General features: G+C 45.8%; 14 protein-coding genes and 1 riboswitch. Of the genes, 5 read left to right on the forward strand and 9 right to left on the reverse strand.

What is annotated here, in order from left to right:
- Positions 1–176: 176 nt before the first annotated feature.
- Positions 177–620, forward strand: a complete 444-nt coding sequence (locus tag AC0TWI_RS13835; RefSeq protein ID WP_488126945.1) for an SRPBCC family protein — start codon at positions 177–179, stop codon at positions 618–620.
- A gap of 186 nt (positions 621–806) precedes the next feature.
- Here the strand turns inward: AC0TWI_RS13835 and AC0TWI_RS13840 are convergent, their stop codons facing one another.
- The 3 genes from AC0TWI_RS13840 to AC0TWI_RS13850 all read right to left on the reverse strand — a co-directional run bounded on the left by AC0TWI_RS13840 (position 807) and on the right by AC0TWI_RS13850 (position 3,366).
- Entirely contained in the window at positions 807–1,241 is a 435-nt protein-coding gene (locus tag AC0TWI_RS13840) for an NUDIX domain-containing protein (protein ID WP_488126930.1), read from the reverse strand.
- A gap of 98 nt (positions 1,242–1,339) precedes the next feature.
- Entirely contained in the window at positions 1,340–2,545 is a 1,206-nt protein-coding gene (locus tag AC0TWI_RS13845) for a HAMP domain-containing sensor histidine kinase (protein ID WP_488126931.1), read from the reverse strand.
- A 131-nt stretch (positions 2,546–2,676) separates the two neighbouring features.
- Complete coding sequence (locus AC0TWI_RS13850; protein WP_488126932.1) at positions 2,677–3,366, reverse strand: response regulator; 690 nt, start codon at positions 3,364–3,366, stop codon at positions 2,677–2,679.
- A gap of 439 nt (positions 3,367–3,805) precedes the next feature.
- Between AC0TWI_RS13850 and AC0TWI_RS13855 the strand changes: the two genes are divergently transcribed.
- Entirely contained in the window at positions 3,806–4,207 is a 402-nt protein-coding gene (locus tag AC0TWI_RS13855; RefSeq protein WP_488126933.1) for a hypothetical protein, read from the forward strand.
- Between the two features lie 579 nt (positions 4,208–4,786).
- Here AC0TWI_RS13855 and AC0TWI_RS13860 read toward each other — a convergent pair.
- Positions 4,787–7,345 (reverse strand): vitamin B12-dependent ribonucleotide reductase, encoded by a 2,559-nt coding sequence (locus AC0TWI_RS13860; protein ID WP_488126934.1) that lies wholly within the window; start codon positions 7,343–7,345, stop codon positions 4,787–4,789.
- A 345-nt stretch (positions 7,346–7,690) separates the two neighbouring features.
- On the opposite strand from AC0TWI_RS13860, the gene AC0TWI_RS13865 reads away from it, so the two are divergent.
- On the forward strand, positions 7,691–8,074 hold the full coding sequence (locus tag AC0TWI_RS13865; RefSeq protein WP_488126935.1) for a rhodanese-like domain-containing protein: 384 nt from the start codon (positions 7,691–7,693) through the stop codon (positions 8,072–8,074).
- Positions 8,075–8,124: 50 nt separating this feature from the next.
- Here the strand turns inward: AC0TWI_RS13865 and AC0TWI_RS13870 are convergent, their stop codons facing one another.
- The 5 genes from AC0TWI_RS13870 to gcvT form a co-directional block, all read right to left on the reverse strand.
- Positions 8,125–8,340, reverse strand: coding sequence for a helix-turn-helix domain-containing protein (locus AC0TWI_RS13870; protein ID WP_488126936.1), 216 nt, complete (start codon positions 8,338–8,340; stop codon positions 8,125–8,127).
- A 9-nt stretch (positions 8,341–8,349) separates the two neighbouring features.
- Positions 8,350–8,829 carry a DUF2975 domain-containing protein gene (locus AC0TWI_RS13875; RefSeq protein ID WP_488126937.1) on the reverse strand — a complete coding sequence of 160 codons (480 nt, stop codon included), beginning with the start codon at positions 8,827–8,829 and terminating at the stop codon, positions 8,350–8,352.
- 114 nt (positions 8,830–8,943) lie between these two features.
- Positions 8,944–10,407 (reverse strand): aminomethyl-transferring glycine dehydrogenase subunit GcvPB, encoded by a 1,464-nt coding sequence (gene gcvPB, locus AC0TWI_RS13880; RefSeq protein ID WP_488126938.1) that lies wholly within the window; start codon positions 10,405–10,407, stop codon positions 8,944–8,946.
- On the reverse strand, positions 10,400–11,746 hold the full coding sequence (gene gcvPA, locus AC0TWI_RS13885; protein WP_488126946.1) for an aminomethyl-transferring glycine dehydrogenase subunit GcvPA: 1,347 nt from the start codon (positions 11,744–11,746) through the stop codon (positions 10,400–10,402). The genes gcvPB and gcvPA overlap by 8 nt, the downstream gene beginning before the upstream one ends.
- Positions 11,747–11,771: 25 nt before the next feature.
- Complete coding sequence (gcvT, locus tag AC0TWI_RS13890; protein ID WP_488126939.1) at positions 11,772–12,875, reverse strand: glycine cleavage system aminomethyltransferase GcvT; 1,104 nt, start codon at positions 12,873–12,875, stop codon at positions 11,772–11,774.
- 163 nt (positions 12,876–13,038) lie between these two features.
- Positions 13,039–13,129, reverse strand: a riboswitch (glycine riboswitch).
- Positions 13,130–13,276: 147 nt separating this feature from the next.
- Between gcvT and AC0TWI_RS13895 the strand changes: the two genes are divergently transcribed.
- Entirely contained in the window at positions 13,277–14,977 is a 1,701-nt protein-coding gene (locus AC0TWI_RS13895; protein ID WP_488126940.1) for a DEAD/DEAH box helicase, read from the forward strand.
- On the forward strand, positions 14,946–15,764 hold the full coding sequence (locus tag AC0TWI_RS13900; RefSeq protein WP_488126941.1) for a YqhG family protein: 819 nt from the start codon (positions 14,946–14,948) through the stop codon (positions 15,762–15,764). The genes AC0TWI_RS13895 and AC0TWI_RS13900 overlap by 32 nt, the downstream gene beginning before the upstream one ends.
- Positions 15,765–15,923: the final 159 nt, after the last annotated feature.

A 15,923-nucleotide genomic window follows, 5' to 3' on the forward strand; every position in this document is an offset into this window, starting at 1 on the left:
CGTTGCCTCAGCGAATATATCGACTTCTTACGAGAAGAGCTGTTATTACGTTGAAAACAAATAAACATTTATAAATATTTTCAATAATGTTATTATTTAAGTGAAATCATTTACAAAGGGAGAGGTTTCTTCTGACAACTACCACAAACGATAAGGCTATTGTTAATGAGGTAACGATTAATGCACCATTACATTTAGTGTGGTATGCATGGATAATCTCTGAAAGAGTTTCGGAATGGTTTGCTCCTGAAACGGTAGTAGAATTGAGGGATGGTGGTGCATACGAACTCTATTTTATCCCTGGAAATCATACAAGCATGAATACGAAGGGATGTAAAATCACAAAACTTATAACTGAAAAAGAGCTTCAATTTACCTGGAAAGGACCAGACCCATTTGAGGCATTGATGAACAAAGAAGATGAGTTAACAATTGTTAATATAAGTTTCAAATCAGTCGATGATCATTCTACAAAGGTAATAGTTGAACATATTGGATTTAAAAATACTGAGGACTGGATTGATGCCATTAACTGGCATCAAATGGCGTGGTCAGGTGTTCTTGATAGTTTAAAATCTGCGCTCGAAAAGGGCGAAGGAAATTTATGCTGCCAACCCTAACCTTTTCCTCTCTTTATAGTGGATGTTGAAATTCATTAAAGAGCTTTGTTCCCCCACTCATGTAAAGGGATTAGAGGTCATATTGTATTCCTCCTGGATATCAATGATTAAAACTATATCCAATGGTGCTTTAACCGTCACCGAGGGAAAAAAATTAATGGAATGGATGTTAAGAGAGAACAAATTCTAGTTCTCTCTTTTTTTACACTCACATTCTGCCTTCTCCACATTGTTTCTTAGGGCTTTCATCAACAATTCTATATCTTCAGGGTAGGCGTGTCTTATCTTCTGTATATCTGAAATTGACTTCCAAGCAACTTCTTCAATAATCTTATCAAGGTCGTTGGTGCCGATACTTTCGCCAACCTTCTTCATTTTGAAATAGTACGTTTTAACGTGGATGCCTTTAATTGTCATTTCTTTTATAAAGAGTTTATTCAGAATAACAGCCTCATACCCTGTCTCTTCCATTACCTCCCGTATGCAACATTCTTCTGGCGTTTCCCCTTTTTCCATGCCACCGGAAGGAACGGCCCACAAATCTGAATGATAAGCTTTAACCATAAGCACTTCATTTTTTTCATTGATGCAAACAGCCGCAGAGCCAAACCATTCTTTCAACTTAGCTCCCGTTATGCAACCTTCACATTAGTCTGAAGCCATTTATGCTATTCAGCAAGAAAAATACAATTAACGTAAATCTTTTCCTCCTTCTTTCTTTAAATTTCATTTGTATTATAAGGCAGATACACAATAAATTGTGTTCCCTCATTTAAAGCACTTTTCACTTCAATTTTCCCATTATGAGAAATGACGTATTGTTTCGCAATGGCTAGACCTAGTCCAGTACCTCCGCTATGTCTAGTTCTAGCGTCATCTGTTCGATAGAATCTATCAAACAGATGGGGTAAGTGGTTGGGATCAATACCTTCCCCGGTATCTTCAACAATCACTTTGAAATACTGATCATCGTCATTCATTAAGCAAAAATAAATACTTCCTTCATTTGGCGTATAACGGATAGCATTCGTTAATAAATTGAGAAAAACTTGTTTCATTCGATTCATATCAACAGATATGATAACATTTTTTGTTTTAACTTCGATGTTAATAGAAATGCCTTTTTCCTCAGCAATTGGCCCTATTGCTCTGGTCAGTTCATTAGCCAACTCAAGCATATTTGTCGTAGTTTTATGTAATGGTAAATTTCCCGCTTCCGCTAATGATAACATTCGTAAATCTTCTACTAATTGATTTAGACGAATTATTTCATCCTGCAAGGGTAATAATATCTCTGGTCTGATCATTTTACCTTGCTGCTGCAAGTAATCCAATTTCCCACTGATAATGGTAAGTGGTGTTCTGAGTTCATGAGCTACATCCGCAGTAAGATTCTTACGTACTGCTTCCGCTTGCTCAAGTTCCTGAGACATTTTGTTAAATGCATTAGCGATCTTTCCATATTCATCGTTCGTTTTCACTGGAACCATTGCGCCAAGCTCCCCTTTTCCTAACCTGTTGATGACTGGCAATAAATCACTGAGTGGTGAAGCTAGCCACCTAGATAATCGATAAGCAATTAACAGGGAAATGATAATGAGTATAGAGCCGCTTATGATAAGTATAAAGATAACCGATATGGGGATCCCTAACATAATTTTGGTGAAACCCGCCATCTCTGGGTCATAATAAATAAATTGACCAACTTTTCCACCAATTTCCATTTCCTTCTTTATGCCTAAATGCTCAATCTTTTTTGTGGGTGATTCCCCTTTTTTAAAAACCACATGATTTTCGCTGTCCATCACCAGTATTTCTGAGCCTTCTTGGAAAATACCCCTAAGTGGATCAAACTGTTGAACGTTTTTCCAGGAGTGATTATTCTCTATGTAATAGGTAGTCAGCCTTTTATGAATACGCATCATTTCCCGACCTCTTGTTTCCTCCAAACCTGCTTTTATAGTGCCCCTCACTGTAAAATGAGTTAATAAAATAAAGACTATACTTATAGCAATAATTGTAATAGCTAATGTGAAAAAAAGCTTACGGTGAAAACTCATGGTTGATCACCGAAACGATATCCAAACCCATAAACTGTTTGAATATATTTTGGTTCAGATGGATTATCCTCAATTTTTTTCCTCAATCGGCTAATATGGGCATCGACTGTCCGTTCAACATTTAATAATTCGTCCTCTAGGGCAGATTTTAATAATTGCAGTCTGCTGTAGACAATTCCAGGTTTTTCGGCAAGCGTTAATAAAAGCTTGAATTCTGTTGGTGTCATTGTAATTTCCGAATTATTTTTCCATACACGATACTCAGAAACGGAAATGGTGATTTCATCACGTACTATTCTTTCTTCAGTGGTTTCGGGATTAACCCCAACCCTACGCAAGACAGAACGAATTCGCGCCAATAGTTCCCTTAATGAAAATGGTTTTGTAATATAATCATCCGCACCTACCTCGAGACCCACAATTTTGTCTAATTCATCTGATTTAGCTGTCACCATAATGATTCCAACGTTACTATTTTTTCTAATTTCACGGCAAACATCAAGACCGTTCATATTGGGCATCATCCAATCTAAGACTACTAATGATGGATTCACCGCTTTAATTTTATCAAGTGCCTCTGTTCCTGATTGAGCAGTGATGATTTCGAAACCTTCACTTTTTAAAAAGGAACTCATAAAATCAAGTACTTTTTCTTCGTCATCTACCAGTAAGATTAATTCGGCCATCCTTAATCTCCTTCCCTCTCCCTGTTTTCCATATTATATATGGACTATGAGTGATTCTTGAAAATTTCACTAAAACCGTAATGGACTGCAATAAGTTCACAACATTTATTTGATAATCTTAAAATGTGATCAGTTGACTGGGATGATTAGATAAAGGGCGGATTATTTTTATGGCATAATACAGACTTAATCAAAAGAAAAAATACATTTTGGTACCCGTTCAAGTACTTTTCGTTGCTTCATAGGTTGAAGGAACACTGGCAATGTGGCCGGTAGCGATATATTTGCATAGGTGCAACGGCGAACAACTACTATATACGATGGCTATATCAAGTTTCAATTTATAATGTTTAGCGCCATGCATTACCTATCTCAAAGCATTTGGCAAAATGAAGAAGATAAAAAAATAAACATAATCATTTTTAGGAGGAACAAATATATGATAAATAAAGAAGTGATCAAGCAAAATATAGGGTTAATTCTAAGCTTAGGTGTCATTGCCCTGATTAGACCGATTCTGAAAATAACAGGGATTATACATTTACTTATAAATGAACAGTTTGGAAGTATGCTAATGACCATTCTAATTTCATTGATTTGGTTAATTATCGTTGTTAAGAATAAAAGCCATAATCCAATACAAATTTTAGTTTTTGCCGGTATTAGTTATGCAATATTTGCAACTATACTCAGTGCAATATTATCGCCAATCTTAACTGGACAATTACAAGGTCCCTTAACAAATCCGTTGGCACTTATAAGCATTCTTGTAACAAATATAATTTGGGGTCTGATCATAGGTGTAATTGCAATACCTATGATAAAAAAGGGAAAAAATTAGTACCATAATAAACTTCTTATACCACTAAAAAGGCACCTTTTCACCTTAATCAAGAAAGAAATTAAACGGGCCAAAAATATGAAAGCATTTATTCAATACATGATATTTTTGGCTTGTTACTTTTACAAGAACTCTACATTTACCATAACAATCTTTTCCAAAGCCAATATTGGTGCTATCCATGATGTTCCTTCCAAACCTATATGATTTTCGGTCATTAATCATGAATAGACATCAATTACACCATAGACAATTAGTCAGCAAATGATTAGATTTCTGTCTAACGCACTAAGTAGAGCATGCTAGTGATGGTACATATTGAATAGTAAGCCAACGTTTGTAATCAACTCCAAAGCCTCGTCTAAGCCCACCCAGCAATTTCCTCTCAATTGATGATGATCGTTTGCGTTTTGCCATAAAACTCCCTTCTAAATGAAGTAATCCAGCAATTCGATACAGGTAAAGTCATAACTATATTTTCAGAAATACAAAAAAGTAACCTCTTGCGGTCATCATACCGAAGAGGTTACTTGTTATCAAACTTTAATTAAAGTCACAGCTTCTTGTATTGTGAGGATCTTACAATCCGCATTTCAGCTGGGCGTTGCAGTTGTCGCATGTGTTGCAGCCGCCGATTTCTTTTACTTCGCCTTTGCGGCAGACAGGGCAAGTGTTGCCGATTTCGGATCCGATTGTCACCGATGTGGAGCGAAGGTCTTGGATTGTGTCAACGAGTACAACAGGCTGTTGTTCCCGTTTTTTTGGCGCTTCTTCTGATTCCGATCCATTGTCTTCCGCTTTCAGCGTGAGTACCTGGGAGTCACGGCTGCCGTCGACGTAGACAGTTCCGCCTTTTGCTCCGCCGCGGTACAGGCGCTCGTAGACATTTTCCACCTGTTCGACGGAATAGCCTTTTGGCGCGTTGACCGTTTTGGAGATGGAGCTGTCGATCCATCTTTGGATGACGCATTGGACGTCCGCATGGGCCTCAGGCTTCAGTTCCATCGCTGTTACGAACCAGTTTGGCAGGTTGTCCGCATCTGCCCCCGGATGTTCCTTCAGATAGTCCTCGACGATGTCGGCTTTCACTTCGATGAATTTGCCGAGACGTCCGCTTCTGTAGTAGGTGAAGGAGAAGTATGGCTCAAGGCCTGTCGAGCAGCCTACCATTGTTCCGGTCGATCCTGTCGGCGCGACTGTGAGCAGATGGGAGTTGCGAATTCCATGCTCCTTGATTGCCGCCTTGATCTCTTCCGGCATTTTCTCCATGTAGCCAGTATGTGTGAATGCATCACGCAATCTGTTTGTTTCTTCTTCTGTCTCAGCAGTCAAGAACGGGAAGCTTCCCTTCTCTTTTGCGAGTTTGACAGATTCCTTGTAGGCAGTTGTCGCAATCGCTTCGAACACCTTGTCAACGAGTTCATTGCCTTCAGGGGAGCCGTATTCTTTTTCGCAATAGATCAATAGATCTGCAAGGCCCATAACGCCGAGTCCGACGCGTCTTTCTCCGAGCGCTTGCTTTTTGTTGTCTTCAAGGAAATACGGAGTCGCATCGATGACATTGTCCTGCATTCTGACACCGATTTTGACGGTATTTTTCAGTTTCTCGTAATCTACTTCTTTTGTTTTGCGGTCTACCATTTTCGCAAGGTTGACGGCTGCGAGGTTGCAGACGGAATATGGCGCAAGCGGCTGCTCTCCGCATGGGTTCGTTGCCACGACTTTTTGGCCATATGCTTTCGCATTTGTCATGTCATTCGCATTGTCGATGAAGAAAATGCCCGGTTCTGCGGAATAAGTCGCACAGATGTTGATCAGGTTCCACAATTCTTTCGCCTTGATCTTCCGGTATGTGCGGATTTTGTAGCCAAGCTCTTTCCATTCACGGACATCGCCGACATTATGCCATTCTTCGTTGTAGGCTTTCATCTCTTCCGGTGTGTAATTTTCCACATCCGGGAAGCAAAGCTCGTAGTCGCCATCGTTTTCCACGGCTTCCATAAACTCTTTCGTCAAGCAGACGGAAATGTTCGCGCCTGTTAAAAACTCCGGATTATGGACGGAGTATGTACCACCTTCAGCCAATTTCTCCTCGGCATCACGGAAAATCTCCTCACTGAAGCCGCCTGCTCCCGGAATGCTCCGATAATTAAGGACACCCTGGTACATCGCCTGCTCTGATTGGGTAAGCGGAGTGAATTTCAGCTTGTCCTGCGCATGTTTCTTGATCAGTGCGTCGTTTGTATTTTCGATGAGGAATTTCAGGATTCTCGGGTTTTGCATCTTGGAGATGATGAACTCGATGATGTCAGGATGCCACGATGAAAGCATGATCATTTGTGCACCGCGGCGGGAACCGCCCTGCTCAACAAGATGGGTCAGCTTGGCAATGTCGTCCAGCCATGATACAGAACCGGATGATTTTCCATTTACGCCTCTTGCCAATGTATTGCGCGGACGCAGTGTCGATCCGTTCGTACCGACTCCACCGCCCCGGCTCATGATTTCCATCACTTGCTTGCGATGTTCAGAAATGCCTTCACGGGAATCCGCAACAAACGGCATTACGTAGCAGTTGAAATACGTTACATCCGTCTCTGCGCCTGCACCGTACAATACGCGCCCTGCCGGTACGAAGTTCATCGCTGCCAGTTCTGCGTAAAACTTATCAAACCATTCTTTTCGTTTTTCTTCCGTCTTTTCGACAGATGCGAGACCCGTTGCATTCCGCTTTACGATTTGCTCGTAGAACACTTCCAACGGTTTCTCGATGATGTCGAGCGGTCTTACAATCCGTCCTGTTTCTCTTTCTTCATCGCTGTCCAGCGCATTGCGGAATTCTTCTTCGACCTGGACAACGGCCGTTCCCGCTTCCCAGTCGATCGATTGAAGGAAGCCAAGTCCGCGGGCTGGGAATTTCGGGTCTTCTTTGATCGTCAAAACAACAAAATCCCCGGCCTGCAGTGTGATTTTCTCCGTATCTTTAAAGGAATAGCGGTCAATCATGACCAGTCTGGATACTCCTTTATGGGTGATGTTCATCTCAGGCGTAATCGGGTGCACTTGTTTAAATAAGCCGATGTCCTTATTTAATTTCTCGATATTAAGTGTCATGTTCTTTGTCGTTGCGACAGCCATCTTGCCAGCTCCTTTATTCTATCATTCGCTAATCAGTTATTTCTCTCCTAGATACGTTACCATATGTATATCCGGTAAATCAATGGATAAACACAATATATTGTATTTTCTCGATTAATCCCCACACTATATGTAGTGCTAACAGAATGCAAATTTTAAATTTGTCAAACTTGAAACTTGAAGAATTCGACAGGAAAAAGGAGATTCACCGGTAAAAATCGCCGAATAAATCTTTTTTTCATCAAATTTCGCTGTTGATTTTTTTCGCTTTAAAAAGATTTTGATTCGGAGGCCAGAGAAGAATATAATAGATTATAGGGTGATATTTAGAAAGGGGCAAGGGAATTGTCATTTATTTACTCACTGCTGATTGTACTGGCCGTCATCGTGGCGTTCTCCCTGTACAATTATTTCCGGCAGAAGAAAATTTTGAAGACTTTATCGGAAGATGAATTCCGAGCGGGCTATCGTAAAGCACAGCTGATCGATGTCCGGGAAGCGAATGAATATGAAGCGGGCCATATTCTTGGGGCGCGCAACATTCCAATCTCGCAGTTTAAAACACGGATGAAAGAAATCCGTCCGGACAAGCCGGTCTACCTCTACTGCCAAAGCGGTCTCCGCAGCGGGCGCGCAGGGCAGATGCTTTATAAAAAAGGCTACCGGGACCTGAGCCATCTTGAAGGCGGCTTCAAGAAATGGACCGGAAAAGTGAAAGCGAAAAAATGATTGATAGCAAAAGGAGCCTGGCAGAATATGCCCGGCTCCTTTTGCTTCCTTTATTCTTCCTCATCATCTCTGTATTCCAATAGATCCCCAGGCTGGCAATCGAGCGCTTTACAGATTGCCTCCAAAGTGGAAAGCCTGATTGCCTTCGCCTTGCCGTTTTTCAAAATGGAAATGTTGGCCATTGTGATTCCGACCTTTTCGGAAAGCTCGGTGACGCTCATTTTCCGCTTTGCCAGCATGACATCAATATTGATGATAATCGCCATTTTCTCACCTCAGACCGTCAAATCGTTTTCCGCTTTTATTTCGATTGCGTTTTTCAATAGTTTCTGGAGGACAGCAGCAAAGACGGCGATGACCAGTGATGCAACGATAATGATCATGCCGAGGATGATGATGCCCGGTGCGTCATCATTCTCCGCCGCGATATAGAAAAGCGGCAGCCCCGCCGCATACACAGCACTGATTGTAATCGCACAGTATTTGATCCTTTTCAGGGCTTTTACGGAAAAATCGGAGAAGGCTTCGTTTTTGTCAATCAACGTTAACAGTATAAATGCCTGATAGAGCGCTGTGAAATAAGCAGCAGCCGATACATAGACGCCTGCCAAAACAGGGTATCGCCAAAACGTGGACTTCAGAAAATATTCCGCTGCTTCTTTTGCAACCATCGGCACGATAAAGATGCACAAGGCAAGAATCGGCAGAGCCATCAGAACTAGCGCCAATTTCAAAAAAAGTGTTTCACGCTTCATATTGCACCTCACTAATCGGATTGTTCAATTGATTTTAGCATATTTTTTATCGAATTTCGATAAATATTTATTAAAAAAAGCACACAGAAAGATTTCTGTGTGCTTTGGCTGCTTCTATTCTTCTTTCTTATAGCGAAGGACCGGCTTTCTCGCCGCTTTTGTTTCATCGAGACGTTTGATGAGCGTCGTATGCGGGGCTTCCTGGACGATTTCCGGGTTTTCCTCCGTTTCTTTCGCAATCTGGATCATCGCGTCGATGAAGGCGTCGAGCGTTTCTTTCGACTCGGTTTCGGTCGGCTCAAACATCATGCATTCCTCAACATTGAGCGGGAAGTAGATGGTCGGCGGATGGTAGCCGAAGTCGAGCAGTCTTTTGGCGATGTCGAGCGTCCGTACTCCCAATTTTTTCTGCCGCTTGCCGCTCAAAACAAATTCATGCTTGCAATGGCGGTCATATGGCAGATCAAAATACGGAGCCAGCTTCCGCATCATGTAATTCGCGTTCAGCACAGCGTATTCGGTGACGGCACGCAAGCCGTCCGGACCCATGGAACGAATGTACGTGTAAGCGCGAACGTTGATGCCGAAGTTACCGTAATACGGCTTCACACGGCCGATCGACTGAGGTCGATCGTAATTAATGACATATTCGTCGCCCGATTTTTCGATGACCGGTTTTGGCAAAAATGGGATCAAGTCTTTTTTGACGCCTACAGGGCCTGATCCCGGGCCGCCGCCGCCGTGTGGGCCTGTGAATGTTTTATGCAAATTAAGGTGGACTACGTCAAAGCCCATGTCCCCTGGACGTGCCTTTGACATGACTGCATTCAGATTGGCGCCGTCATAGTACAGCTTTCCGCCTGCTTGGTGGACGATTTCTGCCATTTCCAAAATCTGCTCCTCGAACAGTCCGAGCGTGTTCGGGTTGGTCAGCATCAGCGCTGCCGTGTCAGAACCGACCAGTTCCCGGAGATGCTCAAGGTCGACAAGTCCGTCCTCGCCCGAGCGGACCGTGACGGTCTCAAAGCCTGCGACTGTGGCCGAAGCTGGGTTCGTTCCGTGTGCGGAGTCCGGGACGATCACTTTTGTCCGGCCGGTGTCCCCGTTCGCCTCATGGAAAGCACGGATCATCATCAATCCGGTCCATTCGCCGTGGGCGCCTGCTGCCGGCTGCAGTGTTACCTCGTCCATGCCGGTAATTTCCTTCAGATGCTGCTGGAGGTCGTACATCAATTCAAGCGCTCCCTGGACGGATGAAGCCGGCTGGAGCGGGTGAATATGAGCAAAGCCCGGGAATCTGGCGACCGATTCATTGATTTTCGGATTGTATTTCATCGTACAGGAACCGAGCGGATAAAATCCCGAATCGACGCCATGGTTATGTGTCGACAATTCGGTGAAGTGGCGCATCAGGTCCAGCTCCGATACTTCGGGCAGATCAGGTTCGATATCGCGCAGGTAGCCTTCCGGAATGCAATCCGAAAGATCTACTTCCGGCACATCCATTTCCGGCAGGCTGTAGCCGATCCGGCCGGGAGTTGAAATTTCAAATAGTAGCGGCAATGTCTCTTTACTCATGGCGATCCCCCAATTCTCTGCTAAACTCGTCGATTTCTTCCTTCGTTCGCAGTTCTGTTACAGCGATGAGCATATGTCCTGCAAGCTCCGGATAGTCGCGGCCAAGGTCATAGCCGCCGATGATGCCTTTTTTCAGCAGCTTTTCGTTCATTTCCTCAACCGGGCGGCCAAGCTTGACTACAAATTCATTGAAATGGGAGCCGTCGAACACGACCTTCACCCCGTTCTCTTTCATTGCCTTTTTCGCATAATGGGCTTTCCGGATGTTTTGGATCGCCATTTCTTTGACGCCCTTTTTCCCCAAGGCTGCCATTGCGACCGAAGCGGCCAATGCGTTCAACGCCTGGTTGGAGCAGATATTCGAAGTTGCCTTATCGCGGCGGATGTGCTGCTCGCGGGCTTGGAGCGTAAGGACGAACCCTCTTCTGCCTTCTTCGTCTGTCGTTTCGCCGACGAGCCGTCCCGGCACCTTCCGCATCAGTTTCGTTGTGACGGCAAAATAACCACAGTGCGGTCCGCCGAACGCAGCCGGAATGCCAAATGGCTGGGCATCGCCGACAACGATATCCGCGCCAAATTCTCCAGGCGGCTTCAACGCGCCTAGAGCGAGCGGATTGCTCGATACGACGAATAGGCCTTTCTGGGCGTGAACAAGCTCCTCAATCTCTTTCAGCGGCTCGATTGCACCGAGGAAGTTCGGATATTGGACGATGACACCCGCAGTTTCTACGTCAACTGCTTCAGCGAGCTGTTCCAGGTCTGTCACTCCGTCCTTGAAAGGAATTTCCACCACTTCGATATACTGGCCTTTTGCATAGGTTTTCAGCACTTCGCGGGATTCAGGATGGACCGTCTGAGACACAAGGATTTTCTTCCGCTTTGTGTGGCCGCATGCAAGCATCGCCGCTTCGGCAAGGGCTGTTCCGCCGTCATACATGGAGGAGTTGGCGACATCCATGCCGGTCAGCTCGCAGATCATCGTCTGGAACTGGAAAATCGCCTGCAGCTCGCCCTGTGAAATCTCCGGCTGATAAGGGGTATAGGCCGTGTAAAACTCAGAGCGGGAAATGACATGGTCTACGATCGTAGGAATGTAATGGTCATAGACTCCGGCACCGAGAAAGCTGACGTTCTGCTTCGTGTCGGCATTTTTGGCCGCAAGCCTGCTCAGTTCCTTCAATAATGACGATTCGGATTTGGCCGGCTTGATCGCATAGTCTCCTTGGAATCGGACTTTCTCCGGTATATCGGAAAACAATTCTTCTATCGAATCGACGCCAATCGTCTCAAGCATCTCTTTTTTGTCTTGTTCAGTCATTGGCAAATAACGATGTTTGATCATCTTCTGTCTCTCCCCCAACCTGTTATTTTGAACGGGTATAAAACGGTGTCTTAACCGTCACGGCTTTCAGCCGCTTGCCGCGGATTTCAACTTCAATCTCTTCGCCCTGACCGCTGTATTCCTTTTTCAGCAGCGCAAGCCCGATGTTTTTCTTCATTGTAGGGGACTGGGTGCCGGATGTGACGAATCCGATCTCCTCTTCTCCCTTGAACACCTTATAGCCTGTGCGCGGAATGCCGCGGTCGATCATCTCGATACCTGTGCTCTTGCGCAGCACGCCTTCTTCCTTCTGTTTTTTAAGTGCTTCCTTGCCGAAAAAATCCTCCGTCTTGTTCAACTTAACAGCAAAACCGAGTCCGGCCTCGAGCGGAGTAATGTTCTCATCCAGCTCCTGGCCGTACAAGGCAAGAGCCGCTTCGAACCGGAGAGTATCCCTCGCTCCAAGCCCGCATGGCAGAAGGCCCTCATCCTTGCCGGCTTCAAGCAGGCTTTTCCACAGGTCGGATGCATCATCCGGGCGGCAATACAGCTCAAACCCGTCCTCCCCCGTGTAGCCGGTCCGCGACAAGAGTACCTGTTTTCCGGCAATCTCGGCATCTTCAATAAATTTAAAGAATTTCAGTTCCCCGACGTTCGCGTTTGTAACGAGAGGCTGGAGGACCTCCGCAGCTTTCGGCCCTTGAAGGGCAAGCAGCGCGTACTCCGACGATTTGTTCTCAAGTGTCACATCGCCTGATGCATGTTTTTCGAGCCAGGCAAAGTCCTTTTCGATATTTGCTGCATTGACGACGAGCAAATACGAGCCGTCGTGGAGCATGTATGTAAGCAGATCATCCACTGTCCCGCCGTTTTCATAGCACATCGCCGTATACTGGGCGCTGCCGGGCTGGAGTTTGGACAAGTCATTGGTCATCACTTTTTGCAGAAAAGGCAGGCTGTCCTGGCCCTTCACTAAGATTTCACCCATATGTGACACATCAAATAAGCCGCAAGCTGTACGGACGGCCTCATGTTCCTCCTTGATGCTCGAAAATTGGACAGGCAGGTCCCAGCCGCCGAAGTCGATCGTACGTGCCCCCTGCTCCTGATATAGCGGATATAGCGGTGTTCTTTTCAGTTCCGACATCTCTATTCCCCCTCTTTTTTTATCGGTTTCCCTTTTTCTGGCACGAAAAAAGGACAGAAGAACCCCTATAGCGGGTTCCTCTGTCCTGTCACCTGAAAGTTTGACCGAAAAACGGCTTTCCTCTTTGGTGGCCGGGCCTATAGGCCGGCACTCTCCAGAGTTGCGTCAAACAAGAGTCTTTTTGCCTGAGAGATTCACAATTTCATTGCTTGCTCCTTCGGCGCTGCATCTGCAGTCTCTCCCCTTGCCTTCATTCGCCAATATTTATAATGATAATTGGACATGATAATGGTGGAACGCAATCTCCGTGCTTATCATTTTTTCACATAATTTCAACTACATCGTATCATTGTTTTCATTTTACGGCAATGATTTTCCCAGATTCGTTTGGAGGGGTTTACATGTCCGTCACCATCAACTTTGATGACACGTGGGAAAAGGAATTTTTAGTTCGGCTTGAGAAGGACGGTCCCTGGGCGGATCCGCTCCTGTTTGACTTGACCTGGCAGGCGGAGGAGCATTTGAGCATACCAGAATTTAAGGGGCTTGTGGCGCCTGCCCACCTGCCCGGGCTCACCCCGCTGCCGCACCAGCTGGAAACAGCCAGGCAGGTGATCGAAAATATGAACGGCAAGGCGATCCTCGCCGATGAGGTCGGGCTCGGCAAAACGATCGAAGCCGGACTGATCCTGAAAGAATACATGATCCGCGGGCTCGTCAAAAAAACATTGATTCTCACACCCGCCTCGCTCGTCTCCCAATGGACGGCCGAATTGAACGGGAAGTTCCATATTCCCGCCGCCGCCCAGCGGAAAAGCTATATGTGGGAGCAATATGACTGTATCGTTTCCTCGATTGACACGGCGAAAAGAAGTCCGCACCGCGAGATTATTGAACAGCAGGATTACGACCTGATTATTATCGACGAAGCCCATAAACTCAAAAATCACAAAACGAAAAACTATGAATTCGTCCAGTCGCTAAAAAAGAAATTCTGCCTGCTTCTGACCGCAACTCCTATCCAAAACCGGATCGAAGAGATTTTCCATCTTGTCTCCCTGCTAAAGCCGGGACATCTTGGCAGTGAGAGCGGGTTTGTCGAGCGGTACAAAAACCGGAAGCTGACTGTCCAGGAGGATGAACATCTGCGCAGCCTCGTCAATAAAGTGATGATCCGCAACCGCAGGGGGGATACCGGGATCGAATGGACGAGCAGGGTCGTCAAAACCGTACCGATCGAATTTACGCCGGAGGAGCGGGCGTTGTATGATTCGATCGAAGACTTGCGTTTTTCTCTGCCTGAATTCGCTTCAGCCGGCTTCTCACTGCTCACGTTAAAACGGGAAGCATGTTCAAGCAGGGAAGCCGTTTTCTACACACTGAACAATATGTACAAAAAACAGGAAAACCCGAGCGACGACTACAAGAGCAAGCTGCATGAGGTGAAGGACAAAATCGATGCCTCGACCCGAAACTCTAAGGCGGAAAAAGCGCTGGAGCTGATCAAGGAGATCGACGACAAGGTGATCATTTTCACCGAGTACCGGGCGACCCAGCTCTACCTCCAGTGGTTCCTCCAACAGCACGGGATCAAATCCGTCCCGTTTCGCGGCGGCTTCAAGCGCGGGAAGAAGGACTGGATGCGGGAGCTGTTCAAATCCCATGCCCAGGTGCTGATTGCGACAGAGGCGGGCGGCGAGGGAATCAACCTGCAGTTTTGCAGCCATGTCATCAACTTCGATCTTCCGTGGAATCCGATGCGGCTTGAACAGCGGATCGGGCGCGTCCACAGGCTCGGCCAGGAGCAAGATGTCCATATTTACAACTTCGCAATCAAGGATACCGTCGAAGAGCATGTGCTGAAGCTGCTGTATGAGAAGATCCGCTTGTTCGAACGGGTCGTCGGCGAGCTTGATGATATTTTGGCGAAGCTTGATTGTAAAAATATCGAGGACTACATGAAAGACATTTTCATCGATTCCCGGACAGAGGGCGAGATGGCGATCAAGATGGAAAACCTGTCCTCGCTTGTCCAGTTCGCCGACACGATGGCAAAAGGAGGGGAAGCGGATGCAGGCGAACGAAGTTCATCAATATCTTGAACGGTTTTTCACCGCGAATGACTGCACAATCATCGAAAACAAGGACGGCTATCTGTCAGTCCAGCTCAATATCGAGATGGACAAGGAGCTGATGAACCGCCCCTTCTACTGGTCCTATCTCGAAAAAACGGGCGGTGTGCCGAATCCGATGCAAATCACCTTTATTACCGACGCGGAAAAAGCGCCCGAAGAGCTGAAAGGAGAAAGGATTCATTTCGGCGCTCCGCGGCTCCATCAGCTGTTCAGGACAGCAAAAAAACGGGCGGCCCATATCCGGTTGTATGAGAAGCCGGCCGGTACTGCTGATGCGAGGAGGCAAATTCCCCTGCAGCCGTGGCTTAACATCAATGTGAAAATCTCCTATATTTGCGATGTGAAGCGGGATGTTCTTCTGTCAATCGGATTGAATCTGCTGACTGGGGCAATGATCGAAGACTTCCATACTACCGTCAAAAAACTTGAACTCACGCCAAAACTTCCGGATTACTGCTTTACAATTTCCCCGATCATTAAGCCCGCAAGCGGGATGAATCGAATGAAAAACCACCTGACTGCCCGTGTAAGCCAGGAGGACGCGCAATGGGCTGAGGAGGCGGTCGCCCGCTGGAATGAAGACATCGATCTGCTCAATCATTTTTATTCCGATGCCGGCGGGGACGCCCTCCCCCCTTCCTATGAGAATGAGCTTGCCGGGTTGAAAGACCAGTATGAGCCGTCTATCAATATTGAGGTTTTAAGCGGGGGGATCTTTTATCTCGCAGCGAGAAACGGCCCGCTCGTTCACTGACAGTCCATCCGTTCAAAAGAAAAGAGGCTGGGACAAAACCCCCTCTAATCTGAAAAAAGCCGGCGAAATTTTACGATGAGTAAAATTTCGCCGGCTTTCATTATTTTTCATAAAAGATAAGGACCACTTCTGATAAAATTAAGTTACCACACCAAATCA

Source organism: Lederbergia sp. B243.17 (genome assembly GCF_057657925.1).